Source organism: Paracoccus sp. T5, from assembly GCF_048538155.2.
Taxonomy (GTDB): Bacteria; Pseudomonadota; Alphaproteobacteria; order Rhodobacterales; family Rhodobacteraceae; genus Paracoccus.
In genome coordinates this window covers 2,035,861-2,052,893 of the sequence record NZ_CM135809.1, presented here as the reverse complement: position 1 = coordinate 2,052,893, position 17,033 = coordinate 2,035,861, and the positions used below count along the sequence as shown (strand labels likewise).

Sequence of the window (17,033 nt, the reverse complement as noted above, 5' to 3'; positions counted from 1 at the left end):
GCCCTGCTGAGCTACTGCCTCTTTAGATTGAAGAGGTTGAGTTGGTTATGAAGCACAGTGTAGATGTTCACGTTGGTAAGCGTATTCGCCATCGTCGTTGGATGATTGGCATGACTCAACAGCAGTTGGCCGACAAGGTCGGGATCAAGTTCCAGCAGATCCAGAAATACGAGACCGGGATGAACCGCGTCTCGGCTTCGCGGCTCTGGGACATCGCCCGGGCCGTCGACGTGCCCGTCAGCTTCTTCTTCGAAGGGCTGCACGACGGCGAGCTGCACGCAGTGGTTGAAGGCGACATCTTCGCCGACAAGGAAGCGCTGCAGCTGGTTCGTGCCTATTACGCGATGCCCGAGGCGCAGCGCCGCCAGATCTTCGAACTGGCGCGGGTCCTGTCCGACGCCGCTTGACTGCCCCGACCGCCAGAAGGCGGATGACCCTGCTGTCGCCCCGCGCCGCATGACCGCGGGACGACAGCCCGGAATGGCCGCTGGCCCCCGAGCCCTGGACGCGTTACACCGTGCCCAACTCAGCTTCAGGGGGCCAAGATGCAGCACGCCTTGCCGATCGATGTGCAGACCGATGCGCCCCAGATCATCCGCACCGCGCATTGCATGGCCGACGCCGCCCGCGCGGCGATCCTGCCGCTGTTCCGCAGCGACGGGTTGTTGACCGAAAACAAGCGCCCGGCGGATTTCGACCCGGTGACCGAGGCGGATCGCGCGGCCGAACAGGCCATGCGCGCGGTCCTGGCCCGGATGCGTCCCCAGGACGCGATCCTTGGCGAGGAATACGGCAGCCAGCCCGGGACCAGCGGCCTGACCTGGATCCTGGACCCGATCGACGGCACCCGCGCCTTTCTGTGCGGGGCGGCCAGCTGGGGGGTCCTGATCGGGCTGTCGGACGGGCAGGGGGTTCCCTATGGCCTGATCGATCAGCCCTATACCGGCGAACGGTTCGAGGGCGGCCTGGGGCGGGCCCTCCTGACCACCGCGCAGGGCAGCCGCCCGCTGCGGGCGCGCAGCGGCGTGACGCTGGACCAGGCCACGCTGCTGACCACCTTCCCCGAGATCGGCACCCCCGACGAGGCCGCAGCCTTTCGCCGCGTGGCGGACAAGGTACGCCTGACGCGCTATGGGCTGGACTGCTATGCCTATGCGCTGCTGGCCCTGGGCCAGATCGACCTGGTGATCGAGGCCGGGCTGCAATCCTATGACATCGCGGGACCCCTGGCCGTGGTCGAGGCCGCTGGCGGCGTCGTCACCGACTGGCAGGGCGGATCGGCGGCCCAGGGCGGGCAGGTGATCGCCGCCGCCTCGCCCGATCTGCATGCGGCGGCACTGGCGCTGCTGAACGGCTGACCGGCCCTCGACCCGACACCGACACGACCGACCCACAGGAAGGGCAGCATGGCCGACGACAAGAGCCCGCTCAGCACCGACACTCCAATCCAGACCGAGCGCGAGGACGATTTCGAGCCGCGCCCCGAGCTTCTGGCCCGCATCGACGCCGCCATCGGCGACGGCGACCAGGAGATGCTGAACACCCTTCTGGAGCCGATGCACGGCGCCGACATCGCCGACATCATCGAGCGGCTGACCCCGGCCCGGCGCCGCCAGTTCCTGCAGCTCTATTCCGGCGAGATCGACGGTGAGATCCTGTCTGAGATCGACGAGTCGATCCGCGAGGAGGTGCTGGAGCTGCTGCCCCGCGACGTGCTGGCCGAGGCCGTGCGCGAGATGGACAGCGACGACGTCGTGGACCTGATCGAGGATCTGGCCGAACCCGAGCGGGCCGAGATCCTGGCCGCCCTGGACGACAGCGACCGCGCCGCCGTCCAGCAGTCGCTGACCTATCCCGAATATTCGGCCGGCCGCCTGATGCAGTCCGAAGTGGTGACCGCGCCCGAACATTGGACCGTGGGCGAGACCATCGACTTTCTGCGCAACGAGGAATGGCTGCCCGAACAGTTCTATCACGTCATCCTGGTCGATCCGCGTCGCCACCCGATCGGCTATGTCACGCTTGGCCGGCTGCTGGCCTCGCGCCGCGACGCTGCCCTGCGCGACCTGGCCGAGGACAGTTTCCGCACCATCAGCGCCCAGGCCGAGGAAGGCGATGTCGCCTATGTCTTCAACCAGTATCACCTGATCTCGGCCCCGGTGGTAGACGCCCATGACCGGCTGGTCGGCGTCATCACCATCGACGACGCCATGGCCGTGCTGGACGAGGAGCACGAGGAGGACATCCTGCGCCTGGCCGGGGTGAACGACGAAAGCCACGTGTCGGACGGGCCCTTCACCACTGCACGCCAGCGCCTGCCCTGGCTGGTGATCAACCTGTTCACGGCCTCGCTGTCAGCCATCGTCATCAGCCGGTTCGAGGATACGATCACCGCGCTGGTGGCGCTGGCGGCGCTGATGCCCATCGTGGCCTCGACCGGCGGCATCGCCGGGACGCAGTCGCTGGCCGTCGCCGTCCGGGCGCTGGCCACGCGCGACCTGAACCGCTCGAACGCCCGGCGCGTGGTGATGCGCGAACTGGGGGCGGGCATCCTGAACGGCGTCGGGCTGGCGGTGATCCTGGGGCTGGCCGGGTCGCTGATCTTTGGCGACGTGCAGCTGGGCATGGTCCTGGGCATGGCCATGGTGGTGAACCAGATCGTGGCGGCCCTGGGCGGCGTCCTGGTGCCGCTGACCCTGAACAAGCTGGGCCTCGACCCGGCGCTGGCTTCGGGGACCTTCGTGACCACCATGACCGATGTCATGGGGTTCTTTGCCTTCTTGGGCCTGGCAACGGTGATCCTGATATGAGCGACGACAAGCAACGCCTGCGCGCGCAGGCCTTGGAGGCCCGTGCGGCGGGTGGCGATGCGGCCGCGCTGGACCGGCACCTGATCGCGGCCCTGGCGCCCCATGCGGGCAAGGTCGTCTCGGGCTATTGGCCCATGCGCGGAGAGGCCGATCCGCGCCCCGCGATGGCCGCCCACCGGGGGCCCGTCTGCCTGCCGGTGGTGCCGGGACCGGCGCAGCCGCTGCTGTTCCGGACCTGGCAGGGCGAGGATCTGGTGCCCGGGCCTTGGGGGACCCTGCATCCGGCCGATTCGGCGCCCCTTGCGGTGCCCCAGGTGCTGATCGTGCCGCTGGCAGGGTTCGACGCACAGGGTAACCGGCTTGGCTATGGCGGCGGCTATTATGACAGGACCTTGGAACTGCTGCGGAAATCCGGCCCCGTCACCGCCATCGGCCTGGCTTTCGCCTGCCAGCAGCTGCCCGCGATCCCGGCCGACCCCTATGACCAGCCCCTGGACCTGATCGTGACCGATGCGGGGGCACTGCACCCGCTGCGCTGAAAGCCGCCGACTGTGGTGCTTTTGCACCAGCTGTGCGCAACCTGAGGATGAGGCCGGGATAAGGCTGTGGACAACCTTTGAAACGCCCGTTTCATGCAGCTGAAAAGCCAGGGAAAAATAGAAAAACTGGCTGAATCCGGCCGTTTTTCCTGCCCGGCATGTGCGCGAATCTGGACGGGGGCGACAGGGCCGCCTGTCAACGGTGTTTCGCCTCTTCTATCCAAAAGAAACCTGTTGAAAGGCCCGGAAACTGGGGCCAGTTTGTAGGCCACAGCCAAAGCGGCACAAGATGTGGTGGGGCAAAAGCCGCCTTCCACATCGCAAGACCCGGACGATCAGCCCCCGGGCGGCCCTGCCGCCTGACCCGCCTTGGTAAAAGGCCGGGGGATGTCCTGTCGCGCCGCTGGCACCGATGAGACAGGATGGGGCAGGCATGAAGATCGAACGGCGCTTTACCACCGAAACCGGCGGAGCCTATGGCGAGATCCGCTTTACCACGACCACCAGCGAGATCCGCAATCCCGACGGGACGATCGTCTTCCGCAACGACCAGGTCGAGGTGCCGGAGGGCTGGAGCCAGGTCGCCAGCGATGTGATCGCGCAGAAATACTTTCGCAAGGCCGGCGTTCCGGCGCGGCTGAAGCGGGTGCGCGAAAAGGGCGTGCCCGAATTCCTGTGGCGCAGCATTCCCGACGAGGCGGCGCTGGCGGAACTGCCCCAGGACCAGCGCTTTGGCGGAGAGACCAGCGCCGCGCAGGTCTTTGGCCGGATGGCCGGGGCCTGGACCTATTGGGGCTGGAAGGGCGGCTATTTCAGCACCGAGGCCGACGCCCGCGCCTATCACGACGAGATGCGCTTCATGCTGGCCCGCCAGATGGCGGCGCCCAACAGCCCGCAATGGTTCAACACCGGCCTGCACTGGGCCTATGGTATCGATGGTCCCAGCCAGGGGCATTTCTATGTCGACCACCGGACCGGCAAGCTGGTCAAGTCCGACAGCGCCTATGAGCATCCCCAGCCCCATGCCTGCTTCATCCAGTCGGTCAGCGACGACCTGGTGAACGAGGGCGGCATCATGGACCTGTGGGTCCGCGAGGCGCGCCTGTTCAAGTATGGCAGCGGCACCGGCACCAACTTCTCCAGCCTGCGCGGCGAGGGCGAGCGGCTGTCGGGCGGCGGCAAGTCCAGCGGGTTGATGGGCTTCCTGAAGATCGGCGACCGTGCGGCGGGCGCGATCAAGTCGGGCGGAACCACGCGGCGCGCGGCCAAGATGGTGATCTGTGACATGGATCACCCCGACATCGAGGCCTTCGTGAACTGGAAGGTGATCGAGGAGCAGAAGGTCGCAAGCCTGGTCGCCGGCTCGAAGATGCACGAGCGGCAGCTGAACGAGATCTTTGCCGCCATCAAGGCCTGGGACGGCAGCATGGCGGATGCGACCGATCCGGCCGTGAACGACGCGCTGAAGACCGCGATCCGCACGGCCAAGCGGGCGATGATCCCGGAAACCTATGTGAACCGGGTGCTGCAATACGCGCGCCAGGGCTTCGACAGCATCGAATTCCCCACCTATGACACGGATTGGGACAGCGAGGCCTATGTCAGCGTCTCGGGCCAGAACTCGAACAACTCGGTCCGGGTGACGGATGCCTTTTTGCGCGCCGTGCGCGAGGATGCGCCCTGGGAGCTGATCCGCCGCACCGACGGCAAGGTGGCCAAGACCGTCAGCGCGCGCGAGCTGTGGGACCAGATTGGCCATGCGGCCTGGGCCTGCGCCGATCCCGGCATCCAGTTCCACGACACGGTCAACGCCTGGCACACCTGCCCCGAAGACGGCGCGATCCGCGGGTCGAACCCGTGCAGCGAATACATGTTCCTGGACGACACGGCCTGCAACCTGGCCTCGATGAACCTGCTGACCTTCTGGACCGGCGACCGGTTTGACGCCGATGCCTATGTCCATGCCACGCGGCTCTGGACCGTCACGCTGGAGATCAGCGTGCTGATGGCGCAGTTCCCCAGCCCGCAGATCGCGCAGCGCAGCTACGATTTCCGCACGCTTGGCCTGGGCTACGCCAATATCGGCGGTCTTCTGATGAACATGGGGCAGGGTTACGACAGCGACCAGGGGCGGGCGCTGTGCGGCGCGCTGTCGGCGATCATGACCGGCGTGGCCTATGCGACCTCGGCCCGGGTGGCGGCGGAACTGGGCGCCTTCCCGGGCTATGCCCGGAACCGCGACCACATGCTGCGGGTGATCCGCAACCACCGCGCCGCCGCCCAAGGGACCGGCAGCTATGAGGGCGTGAACGTGGCCCCCGTGGCGCTGGACGCCGCCAACTGCGCCGACCCGTCGCTGGTCGCCCTGGCCCGCGCGGCCTGGGACGAGGCGCTGGCCCTGGGCGAACAGCACGGCTATCGCAACGCCCAGACCACGGTCATCGCGCCCACCGGCACGATCGGCCTGGTGATGGATTGCGACACGACCGGGATCGAGCCCGATTTCGCCCTGGTCAAGTTCAAGAAGCTGGCGGGCGGCGGTTACTTCAAGATCATCAACCAGTCGGTTCCCGCCGCGCTGGAGATGCTGGGCTATGCCAGCGCCCAGATCGAGGAGATCATCGGCCACGCTGTCGGTCACGCCACCCTGGGCAACTGCCCGGCGATCAACCACGCCTCGCTGGCCGGCCACGGCTTTGGCGCGCGCGAGATCGAAAAGGTCGAGGCCGCCCTGGCCAGCGCCTTCGACATCCGCTTCGTCTTCAACCAATGGACCCTGGGCGAGGATTTCTGCCGCGGCACCCTGGGCATCCCGGCTGAAAAGCTGGGCGACCCGACCTTTGACCTCTTGCGCCACCTGGGCTTCACCCGCGCCCAGATCGAGGCCGCCAATGACCATGTCTGCGGCACCATGACCCTGGAGGGCGCGCCGCATCTGAAAGCCGAGCATCTGCCGGTCTTCGACTGCGCCAATGCCTGCGGCAAGAAGGGGAGGCGCTATCTGTCGGTGGACAGCCACATCCGCATGATGGCCGCGGCGCAAAGCTTCATCTCGGGCGCGATCAGCAAGACGATCAACATGCCCAACAGCGCCACCATCGAGGATGCGCTGGCGGCCTATGAGCTGAGCCACAGCCTGGGGATCAAGGCCAACGCCCTTTATCGCGACGGATCAAAGCTGTCGCAACCCCTGGCCAGCGCGCTGGTCGAGGATGACGAGGAGGCCGAAGAGATCCTGGCCACCGGCAGCAACCAGGAAAAGGCCACGGTCCTGGCCGAGAAGATCATCGAGCGGATCATCGTCAAGGAGATCGTACGCAGCAATCGCGAAAAGCTGCCGCAGCGGCGCAAGGGCTATACCCAGAAGGCCATCGTCGGCGGGCACAAGGTCTATCTGCGCACCGGCGAATATGACGACGGCAAGCTGGGCGAGATCTTCATCGACATGCACAAGGAAGGCGCGGGCTTTCGCGCCATGATGAACAACTTTGCCATCGCCGTGTCCGTGGGCCTGCAATACGGCGTGCCGCTGGAGGAGTTCGTGGACGCCTTCACCTTCACCCGGTTTGAGCCGGCGGGCATGGTGCAGGGCAATGACAGCATCAAGAACGCGACCTCGATCCTGGATTACGTGTTCCGCGAGCTGGCGGTCAGCTATCTGGACCGCACCGACCTGGCGCATGTGAAGCCCGAGGGCGCGCGCTTTGACGACATGGGCGGCGGCGAGGGCGAAGGCCGCGACACCACCCCGGTCAACGAGCAGACCGAGCTGAAGTCGCTGACCATGCTCAAGCAGATCAGCAGCGCCGGCTATCTGCGCAAGCGCCTGCCGCAGGAGTTGATGGTGCTGCAGGGCGGGGTCTCGGCCGCTGCCGTGGTGACGGGCATCGTTGAACCTGCGGCCGGTTTTCAGCCCGGCGGCCTTGATGCCCGCGCCAAGGCCCGGATGCAGGGCTATGAGGGTGATCCCTGCGGCGAATGCGGCAACTATACCCTGGTCCGCAACGGGACCTGCATGAAGTGCAACACCTGCGGATCGACCAGTGGGTGCAGCTGAAGACGGATCGGGCGCGGACCGCCACAAGGCTGGCCGCGCCCGATCCGGGTGACGCGTGACCCTGACGGGCCAGGCAACCTGTCGCAGCAGAAAGCGCGCAAAAGACGCGCAGGACCTCTCCCCCCATGCGCCCCCGCATGGGGGTTTTTCATGGATCGCCGACCGCCCGCAGCCGATTGACAACAACCGCGAAAAACGCGCGCGGGCCCGGCACTGGCCGCTTGACGGGCGGGCGGCTTGGCCCTTGACTGGCAGCCGGACGGCGGATGGTGCAAAGCCTTCGCGGCAAGGCAGCGGCGCGGGACGCCAAGGATGTTTATCATGACCAAGATCACACCGGTTCTGATGGCGGGCGGGTCGGGCACGCGGCTCTGGCCCGTATCGCGCAAGAGCTTTCCCAAGCAGTTCGCCCCCCTGATCGGCGAGGAGACGCTGTTCCAGGCCTCGGCCCGGCGCCTGTCGGGACCCGGCTTTGCCGCGCCAGTGGTGATGACGAATTCCGATTTCCGCTTCATCGTGGCCGAACAGCTGGAACAGGCGGGCATCACCCCCGGCGCCATCGTCATCGAACCCTCGGGGCGCAACACCGCCCCCGCGATCCTGGTCGCCGCGCTGATGGTCGCGGCCGAGGATCCCGACCGGCTGGTGCTGGTCGCCCCCTCCGACCACGTGATCCCCGATGCGGAGGCCTTCGCGGCGGCCGTCGCCCAAGGCGCGGAGGCCGCAGCGCAGGGGCGGATCGTGACCTTCGGCATCACCCCCGACCGGCCCGAGACCGGTTACGGCTATCTGGAGCTGGCGACGCAGGGGGAGGGGCCGCAGCCCTTGGCGCGCTTTGTGGAAAAGCCCGATGCCGCCCGTGCGGCGCAGATGCTGGAGGCCGGCAATTTCCTCTGGAATGCCGGGATCTTCCTCTTCAGCGCCCGGGTGATGATCGAGGCCTTCCGCCGCCATGCCCCCGCCTATCTGGAGCCGGTGCAGCAGGCCATCAATGACGCGCGCCCCGACCTGGGATTCCTGCGCCTGGCCCGCGCGCCCTGGGACGGGCTGCAGGACAACTCCATCGACTATGCGGTGATGGAAAAGGCCGACAACCTGACCGTCGTGCGCTTTTCGGGCCGCTGGTCGGACCTGGGGGGCTGGGACGCCGTCTGGCGTGAGGCCCTGGGGCAGGCGGCCTCGGACCAGGGCGTCGTGACCGATGATCATTCCACCGCGATCGACTGCCGGAACGTGCTGCTGCGCTCGGACAGCGACGATCTGGAGGTCGTGGGCATCGGCCTGACCGACATGATGGTGGTGGCCACCTCGGACGCGGTGCTGGTGGCCGACCGGTCGCGGGCGCAGGACGTGCGCCAGGCGGTCGCAGCCCTGAAGTCCAAGCGCCGCAAGCAGGCCGAGGCCTTTCCCCGCGACCACCGCCCCTGGGGCTGGTTCGAGACGCTGGCCCTGGCCGACCGCTTCCAGGTCAAGCGCATCGTGGTGAAGCCCGGCGCGGCCCTGTCGCTGCAAAGCCATGTCCACCGCTCGGAACACTGGATCGTGGTGTCGGGCACGGCGCGGGTGACGGTGGACGACACGGTGACGCTGGTGACGGAAAACCAGTCGATCTACGTGCCCCTGGGCGCCGTCCACCGGATGGAGAACCCCGGCAAGGTGCCGATGGTCCTGATCGAGGTCCAGACCGGCAGCTACCTGGGCGAGGACGACATCATCCGCTATGAGGATGTCTATTCCCGCAGCAGCGCAGATTGATCACATGCTTTCGCGGATCTGCGCGATCGTGGCGGCGACCCCGGCCCGCGGGACGCCGCGCAGCATCTGGTCGCCGATGATGAAGGTGGGCGTTCCCTGGATCGCCATGGTCTGGCCCAGCTGGTGGTTCTGGTCCAGCACTTGGGTCACGCCGTCGCTGCTCATGCGGGCCAGAACCTCGTCGGCATCGAGACCGATCGTCTCGGCGATGCCGCGCAGGGCCTCGGGCGAGGCGGGCGTGCGCAGCGTGATCAGGGCATCATGGGCGGCCCTGTAGGCCGCGTCACCGCCGACCTGCAGAGCCGCGATGGCAAAGCGGCTGGACTGTTCGCTGTCTTCGCCCAGGATCGGAAATTCCTTCAGGATCAGCTTGATGTTGCCGTCTTCCTCGACGGCGTCATGGACTTCCTGGTTGAACTGGCGGCAGACGCCGCAGCGATAGTCGATGAATTCGACCATGGTCAGGTCGCCGTTGGGATTGCCGCCGACCCAGCTGTGGCCATCCTCGAAGATGGCCTGCCGATTGGCCGCCACCAGCTCCAGGTCGCTCTGGGCAGCCGTTTCGGCCTGGCGCGTTTCCAGCACGTTGATCGACTCGATCAGGACCTGCGGGTTCTCCATCAGGTAGTCGCGCACAGCCTGCCCGAAGGCTGCCTTCTCGTCCTCGGTCATGGCCGAGATGTCGAAGGCCAGCGCCGGGCTGGCCAGGGCAGTGGTCGCGCCCAGAAGAAGCGCAGCGATCAGGCGTGTCATGAGGACCCCTTTGTTTCGTTGCGCGGCAGATTGGACCGGGGCGTGGGGGATGGCAAGAACGGGCTGCGGGCGGCCGCGTCACGGGGGCGTGACGCCGGGCTGCGGAAAAGAACGGGCGCGATCCGGCCAAAGAACTGGAGCGCGGCCGCATCCCGCGCTATCACGGCTGGAAAAAGAGGCACGAGCGATGCGAAATTCCCTGCGCGGACAGGTCGACCCCTTCATCGTCATGGATGTCATGCAGGCGGCCGCAGAGGCCGAAGCCGCGGGCCGGCACATCATCCACCTGGAGGTCGGCCAGCCCGGCACCCCCGCACCGGCAGGCGCCCGCCGCGCCCTGGCCGAGGCGCTGGCGCAGCCGCTTGGCTATACCGTCGCCCTTGGCCTGCCCGCGCTGCGGCAGGGCATCGCCGACCTCTATCGCCGCTGGTACGGGCTGGATCTTGACCCCGCGCGGGTCGTGGTGACGCCCGGCAGCAGCGGCGCCTTCATCCTGGCGTTTTCGGCGCTGTTCGATGCGGGCGACCGGGTGGCGATGGGCTTTCCGGGCTATCCCAGCTATCGCCAGATCCTGCGTGCCATGTCGCTGGAGCCGGTGGGCATCCTGACCCGCCCGGAGGACCGCTATCAGCCGCGCCCGCAGGATCTGCCCGATGCGCAGGGCCTGATCCTGGCATCGCCCGGCAATCCGTCGGGGACCGTCCTGACGGTGCCGGAACTGGCGGCCCTGACAAAGGCCGCAGCGGCGCGGGGCATGTCGGTCATCTCGGACGAGATCTATCACGGCCTGGGCTATGACCAGCGCTGCCATTCCGCACTTGAGGTGACGGATGAGGTTGTTGTGATAAACTCCTTCAGCAAATACTTTTCCATGACCGGCTGGCGCGTCGGCTGGATGGTGGTCCCGCCCGACATGATCCGCACGGTAGAACGCCTGGCCCAGAACCTGTTCATCTGTCCGCCCCATGCCAGCCAGGTTGCGGCGCTGGCCGCGCTGGACTGCATCCCCGAGGCCGAGGCCAACCTGGCCGCCTATGCCGAGAACCGCCGCCTGATGCTGGAGGGGCTGCCGCGCGCGGGCTTTGACCGGATCGCGCCGCCCGAGGGGGCCTTCTACATCTATGCCGACGTGTCGCACCTGACGGATGACTCGGTCGCCTTCGCGGCCGAGATCCTGGAGAAGGCGGGCGTCGCGGTCACGCCGGGGCTGGATTTCGATCCCCTGCGCGGCCACCAGACGCTGCGCTTTTCCTATGCCCGCGCGACGCCTGACATCGCGGAAGGGCTGCGCCGCCTGACCGCCTTCATGGCCGGCAGATGAGATCGCTGGCGCTGATCCTGGTGCTGCTGCTGTCGCTGTGGACCCCGCAGCCGGCGGCGGCGCAACAGCCGGCGCGGATCCAACTGGGCGCCTCGGCCGTGGTCAAGGCGGACGCGCACTGGTGGCAGCGGCTGTTCGGGCCCGCGCCGCTGGAACTGCGGCTGGCGCTGGACCGGCCCGTTCCCTATCGCGTTTTTCTGGTCGGCGAACCCGCGCGGCTGGTGGTCGACCTCAAGGACGTGGACCTGGCCGGAACCAGCCCCGCGCAGCTGTTCGGAGAGGATCTGCTGCCCGCGATCCGGTGGGGCAGCCACAAGGGCGGCTGGTCGCGCGTGGTGCTGGAACTGCCCGGTCCTTATCACGTAATGCGGGCGGGGATGGACACCCGCAGCGCCGCGGCGCGTCTGCGGGTGACGCTGGCACCGGTCGCGCCCGAGGGTTTCGCGCCCCGCCCTTCGGCTGCGGCGGCGCTGCGCGACCTGCCCGATCCGGCGGAACTGCCCGAAGGCCCGGCCCGGGCCGAGGGGTTGGTGGTGATGCTGGACCCCGGCCATGGCGGCTTTGATCCGGGCGCCCAGGCCGGCGCGGAAACCGAGGCGCAGCTGGTCCTGACCTTCGCGCTGGAGCTGCGCGACGCGCTGGAGGCGCGGGGCGCCGCCGTCGCGATGACCCGCGACACCGACGTTTATGTGCGCCTGGAGGAGCGCATGACCGCGGCGCGGCAATCGGGTGCACAGCTGCTGCTGTCGCTGCATGCCGATGCGCTGCCGCAGGGACAGGCGGCGGGGGCGACGGTCTATGTGTGGAATTCGGCCTCGAACGACCAGGCGGCGCGGCAACTGACCATGCGGCACCAGCGCGACGACCTGCTGGTGGGCACCGACCTGTCCGGGCAGGACGATGCCCTGGCCGTGGCGCTGATGAGCTTTGCCCGCACCGACACCCAGCCCCGATCCGAAAGCTTTGCGCGGCTTCTGACCTCGCGCATGGCGCTCATGGGGATCGGGCTGCACGGGCGCCCGGTGCAGGGGGCGGCCTTCTCGGTCCTGAAATCACCCGACATCGCCTCGGCCCTGCTGGAGCTGGGCTTCATTTCGGACCAGACCGACCTTGCGAACCTGACCGATCCGGCGTGGCGGGCGCGGATGGTGCAGGCGGTGGCCGATGCGACCACGGGCTGGTGGAACGACGAACAGGCGCGGGCGGGGCTGCTGCGGCGCTGATCGGGCCGGTCGTGATGGGGCCAGTGTTGATCGGGCCAGTGTTGTTTTGACCGGACCCGGGCGGGGCGCTATAGCGGGGCCAAGGCTTCGAAAGGCGATTTCCCGTGTTGCGACCCATCCTGTCTTTTTTCGGAGCGATCTTTTCCTGGTTCGTGACCGCCGGCTTTTTCATCGCGCTGACCGTGGGCGGGATCTTCTGGGTCTATTCGCGCGACCTGCCCAGCCACGAGATGCTGGCCCAGTATTCGCCCAAGACGATCAGCCGCATCTATTCCGCCGAAGGCCAGCTGATCGACGAATTCGCCGAGGAACGGCGCATCTTCGTGCCCATCGACGAGGTTCCCGACCTGATCAAGCAGGCCTTTGTCAGCGCCGAGGACAAGAACTTCTACAGCCATCCGGGCTATGACCTGCGCGGCATCCTGGGGGCGGGCTATCAGGCGGTCGCCAGCCGCGGGTCCAGCGTGCGCGGCGCATCCACCATCACCCAGCAGGTGATGAAGAACTTCCTTTTGTCCAGCGACCGCAGCGTCGAGCGCAAGGTCAAGGAACTGATCCTGGCCGCGCGGCTGGAACGGTCGCTGTCCAAGGACCAGATCCTGGAACTTTACCTGAACGAGATCTTCCTGGGGCAGAACAGCTTTGGCGTGGTGGCGGCGGCCCAGACCTATTTCAACAAGTCCCTGTCGGAACTGGCCCCGCACGAGGCCGCGATGCTGGCCGCCCTGCCGCAGGCGCCCGGCCGCTATCACCCCGTCCGCGCCAAGGAGCGGGTGACCGAGCGTCGCAACTATGTCCTGCGCGAGATGTGGCAGAACGGCTTCATCGACCAAGCGACCTACGAGGCCGAGGCCAGGCTGCCGCTTCGCTCGGTCCAGAACGGGGACTTCCCCTCGTTCCAGCAGCAGATGCCCACGCGCGACTATTTCACCGACGAGATCCGCCGCCAGCTGAGCCGCGAGTTCGGGCAGGAGGAGTTCTTTGGCGGCGGCCTGACGATCCGCGCGACGCTGGACCCCGACCTTCAGGCCGAGGCGGCGAATGCGCTGCAGGAGGCGCTGGAGCAGTATGACCGCGGCCGGGGCGTATGGCGCGGCACCGGAGAGACCCTGCCGCCCGAGGCGCTGCGCGAGGAGGCCGCCTGGCGGGGGGCGCTGTGGGACCTGCGCCTGCCGCGCGACATTCCGGGCTGGCGCCCCGCCGTGGTGCTGGAACTGGCGAATGGCGACGCCCGCATCGGCATCGAGGGGATCGAGGAGGATGCCGACGGCCACTGGATCCCGGCGGCGGACGTGCAATGGGCCCGCAGGCTGGACCGGGAGACAGGCCGGCTGGAGCCCGCGGCCAAGGTCGCGGGCGACCTGATCCGGCCCGGCGAGGTGGTGCTGGTGCGCCCGATGACCAGCGACAGCGACGGCAGCTTTCTCCGCTGGACCCTGCGGCAGGTGCCCGAGGTGCAGGGCGGCTTCATGGCGATGGACGTGAACACCGGGCGCGTCCTGGCCATGCAGGGCGGCTTTTCCTACCAGTCCTCGGTCTTCAACCGCGCCACGCAGGCGCAGCGGCAGCCGGGGTCCAGCTTCAAGCCCTTTGTCTATGCGGCGGCGCTGGACAACAACTATACTCCCGCGACCATCGTGGTGGACGAGCCGATCCGCATCAACACGCCCCAAGGCCTGTGGGAGCCCAAGAACAGCTCGGGGCGCCATTACGGGCCCACGCCGCTGCGCACCGGGATCGAGCAGTCGCGCAACCTGATGACCATCCGCATCGCCGACGACATCGGCATGGACCAGGTCGCTCGCTATGCCGAGGAATTCGGCGTCTATGACAAGCTGGAGCCGTTCCTGGCCAATGCGCTTGGCGCGCAGGAGACGACGCTGTTCAAGATGGTCGCGGCCTATGCGATGTTCGCCAATGGCGGCGAGCGGGTGGAGCCGACGCTGGTCGATCGCGTGCAGGACCGTCGCGGGCGCACCGTCTATCGCCACGACCAGCGCGTCTGCCAGACCTGCGGGTTGCAGGCGCTGCCTGTGGGGCAGGGGCCGGTCATCGACAACAACCGGGAACGGGTGATGGACGCGGTGACGGCCTATCAGCTGACCTCGATGCTGGAGGGCGCGGTCGAGCGCGGTTCGGGCAAGGGGGTGGACCTGCCGGTGCCGATTGCGGGCAAGACGGGGACGACCAACGATGCTAAGGACGTCTGGTTCATCGGCTATTCCAGCAATATCGTCGCGGGCTGCTATCTGGGCTATGACCAGCCGCGGTCCCTGGGCGAGAGAGCCTATGGCGGGACGCTGTGCGTGCCGGTCTTCAACGCCTTCATGCGCGAGGCGGTGGCGCAGTATGGCGGCACCGAGTTCAAGGTTCCGCCGGGCGGCTACTGGGTCAAGATCGACCGCATCACCGGCCAGCGCCTGCCCGACGACGCCACGGGACCCGACGTGATCTCGGAATACTTCCGCGAGGGCATGGATCCTGACTGGCTGGCCCCCTATGTCGTTTCGGGCTTTGGCGACGAGGTGGTGATCCTGCCTTGGGAGGCGGGGGCGGATGCCCGCGCGGGGCAGGCGGTGACGACCTCGACGGGCGAACGGCGGGTGATCCCCAAGCGCAGCGATTTCGGCACCATGTCCTCGGGCGGCCTCTACTGAGGCGCGCGGGGCGGATTGCGTCCCGCGACGGCGCACTGCCCCCGCGCGCGCCGTTCCGGCAAGGCTCCCCTATTCCGGCGGCTTGGTCCCGTCCGACGACAGCCGCGGCTCGACCACGTTGCGGATAAGGCTCAGCACCATCAGCCCGAACCCTGCCGCGATGGCCGCCAGGGTGCCGTTCCCCGTCCCGCAGGAAAGCCCGATCGCCCCGGCCAGCCACATCGAGGCCCCCGTGGTGATCCCGCGCACGTTGGCGCCCTTGGTGATGATCGAGCCGGCGGCCAGAAAGGCCACGCCCGCCGTGACGGCCTCGATCAGGCGCAGCGGGTCGATCTGCAGGCTGGCGTCCTGGTCGGCCCGCATATGCGTCAGCTCGGTCGCGATCACCGTGAACAGCGCCGCCGCCATCGAGATCAGCATATGCGTCCTGAGCCCCGCCGGCCGGGACGACCGCTCGCGCTCCCCTCCGATGACCGCGCCCAAGATCAGCGCCAGCAGCAGCCGCAGGGTGGCGACGGACAGGTCCATGCTCTGCAGGGGCTGGAAGGTCGCCTGGATCAATTCGGACATCGGAACCTCCTGTCTTTCAGCATGTGTCGCCAGTGGCGGAACGTGCGGGGCGGGCGCGGGGTTGCGCCGGTCTTGCCCAAGGGCGCGGGCCGGGTTATCACCCCGGACCTGACGCCTGACCGAAGGAACCCGCCCATGCGCGCCGAGACGCAGTCCACCATCGAGGCCATCCGCCGCTCGCTGACCCTGCTGGGACAGCGCCTGGACTGGCAGACCGCGCCGCACCGCCTGGAAGAGATGAACGCCATGATCGAGGATGGCGACCTGTGGTCCGACCCGGCCCGCGCGCAGAAGCTGATGCGCGAGCGGCAGTCGCTGTCGGACGCGATCGACACCTATCGCCGGATCGACGGCGACCTGTCGGCCAATGCCGAGATGGTCGAGCTGGCCGAGGCCGAGGGCGATGCCGACCTGGTGGCCGAGGCCGAGGCGAACCTGAAGGATCTGGCCAAGCTGGCCGCCCAGAAGGAACTGGAGGCGCTGCTGAACGGCGAGGCGGACGGGAACGACACCTTCCTGGAGATCAACGCGGGCGCGGGCGGCACCGAAAGCTGCGACTGGGCCTCGATGCTGGCGCGCATGTATGTGCGCTGGGCCGAAAAGAAGGGCTACGAGGTCGAGCTGCTGTCCGAAACCGGCGGTGACGAGGCCGGGATCCGCAGCGCCGCCTACAAGATCACCGGGCATAATGCCTATGGCTGGCTGAAGTCGGAATCGGGGGTGCATCGCCTGGTGCGCATCAGCCCCTATGACAGCGCGGCGCGGCGGCATACCAGCTTCAGCAGCGTCTGGGTCTATCCGGTCGTGGACGACAATATCGAGATCGACATCCCCGACCGCGACATCCGCATCGACACCTATCGGTCGTCGGGTGCGGGCGGGCAGCACGTCAACACCACCGACTCGGCCGTGCGGATCACCCACCTTCCCACGAATATCGTGGTCACCAGTTCGGAAAAGTCGCAGCACCAGAACCGCGCCAACGCCATGGCAGCGCTGAAGGCGCGGCTTTATCAGATGGAGCTGGACAAGCGGAACGCCGAGATCAACGCCCAGCACGCGGCAAAGGGCGATGCGGGCTGGGGCAACCAGATCCGCTCCTATGTCCTGCACCCCTACCAGATGGTGAAGGACCTGCGCACCTCCGAGGAGACCAGCGACACGCAGGGTGTCCTGGACGGTGACCTGGACCGCTTCATGGCTGCCACCCTGGCGCTGGACGTCGCTGGCAAGAGCCGCGCCGAGGCCAACGCCGGGGACTGAGGCGCCGCAGCGCGGCACCGCCTTGCGACTTGCCTTGTGGGCGCAGGGTTTTATCCTGCTGCAGGTGCAAAGCGTGGGGATCGCC

Annotated in this window: 12 protein-coding genes; 10 read left to right on the top strand and 2 right to left on the bottom strand. The window is 67.7% G+C overall.

The window, feature by feature from the left end:
• Nucleotides 1-47 precede the first annotated feature (47 nt).
• The 6 genes from ACNR9W_RS10145 (at nucleotide 48) to ACNR9W_RS10120 (ending at nucleotide 9,161) form a co-directional block, all read left to right on the top strand.
• Nucleotides 48-407, top strand: a complete 360-nt coding sequence (locus tag ACNR9W_RS10145) for a helix-turn-helix domain-containing protein (protein ID WP_419267785.1) — start codon at nucleotides 48-50, stop codon at nucleotides 405-407.
• Nucleotides 408-545: 138 nt separating this feature from the next.
• Nucleotides 546-1,358 (top strand): inositol monophosphatase family protein, encoded by an 813-nt coding sequence (locus ACNR9W_RS10140; RefSeq protein ID WP_419267449.1) that lies wholly within the window; start codon nucleotides 546-548, stop codon nucleotides 1,356-1,358.
• A 48-nt stretch (nucleotides 1,359-1,406) separates the two neighbouring features.
• A complete protein-coding gene (gene mgtE, locus ACNR9W_RS10135; protein WP_419267450.1) occupies nucleotides 1,407-2,810 on the top strand; it encodes a magnesium transporter in 1,404 nt (467 codons plus the stop codon).
• Entirely contained in the window at nucleotides 2,807-3,349 is a 543-nt protein-coding gene (locus ACNR9W_RS10130; protein WP_419267451.1) for a 5-formyltetrahydrofolate cyclo-ligase, read from the top strand. Before mgtE ends, ACNR9W_RS10130 begins: the two co-directional genes overlap by 4 nt.
• 433 nt (nucleotides 3,350-3,782) lie before the next feature.
• Nucleotides 3,783-7,406, top strand: coding sequence for a vitamin B12-dependent ribonucleotide reductase (locus tag ACNR9W_RS10125; protein ID WP_419267452.1), 3,624 nt, complete (start codon nucleotides 3,783-3,785; stop codon nucleotides 7,404-7,406).
• A gap of 321 nt (nucleotides 7,407-7,727) precedes the next feature.
• Nucleotides 7,728-9,161 carry a mannose-1-phosphate guanylyltransferase/mannose-6-phosphate isomerase gene (locus ACNR9W_RS10120; RefSeq protein ID WP_419267453.1) on the top strand — a complete coding sequence of 478 codons (1,434 nt, stop codon included), beginning with the start codon at nucleotides 7,728-7,730 and terminating at the stop codon, nucleotides 9,159-9,161.
• Here ACNR9W_RS10120 and ACNR9W_RS10115 read toward each other — a convergent pair whose 3' ends face one another.
• On the bottom strand, nucleotides 9,162-9,914 hold the full coding sequence (locus ACNR9W_RS10115) for a DsbA family protein (protein ID WP_419267454.1): 753 nt from the start codon (nucleotides 9,912-9,914) through the stop codon (nucleotides 9,162-9,164).
• A 187-nt stretch (nucleotides 9,915-10,101) separates the two neighbouring features.
• Between ACNR9W_RS10115 and ACNR9W_RS10110 the strand changes: the two genes are divergently transcribed.
• From ACNR9W_RS10110 to ACNR9W_RS10100, 3 genes are all read left to right on the top strand, one after another.
• On the top strand, nucleotides 10,102-11,235 hold the full coding sequence (locus ACNR9W_RS10110; RefSeq protein WP_419267455.1) for a pyridoxal phosphate-dependent aminotransferase: 1,134 nt from the start codon (nucleotides 10,102-10,104) through the stop codon (nucleotides 11,233-11,235).
• Nucleotides 11,232-12,458 (top strand): N-acetylmuramoyl-L-alanine amidase, encoded by a 1,227-nt coding sequence (locus ACNR9W_RS10105; protein ID WP_419267456.1) that lies wholly within the window; start codon nucleotides 11,232-11,234, stop codon nucleotides 12,456-12,458. Before ACNR9W_RS10110 ends, ACNR9W_RS10105 begins: the two co-directional genes overlap by 4 nt.
• A gap of 104 nt (nucleotides 12,459-12,562) precedes the next feature.
• A complete protein-coding gene (locus ACNR9W_RS10100; protein ID WP_419267457.1) occupies nucleotides 12,563-15,115 on the top strand; it encodes a penicillin-binding protein 1A in 2,553 nt (850 codons plus the stop codon).
• Between the two features lie 69 nt (nucleotides 15,116-15,184).
• On the opposite strand, the gene ACNR9W_RS10095 is transcribed toward ACNR9W_RS10100, so the two are convergent.
• The gene (locus ACNR9W_RS10095; RefSeq protein WP_419267458.1) at nucleotides 15,185-15,685 is read right to left on the bottom strand and encodes an MgtC/SapB family protein; all 501 of its coding nucleotides are present in this window, start codon (nucleotides 15,683-15,685) and stop codon (nucleotides 15,185-15,187) included.
• 135 nt (nucleotides 15,686-15,820) lie between these two features.
• Here ACNR9W_RS10095 and prfB point away from each other — a divergent pair, with 135 nt between their 5' ends.
• On the top strand, nucleotides 15,821-16,948 hold the full coding sequence (gene prfB / locus ACNR9W_RS10090; RefSeq protein WP_419267459.1) for a peptide chain release factor 2: 1,128 nt from the start codon (nucleotides 15,821-15,823) through the stop codon (nucleotides 16,946-16,948).
• Nucleotides 16,949-17,033: the final 85 nt, after the last annotated feature.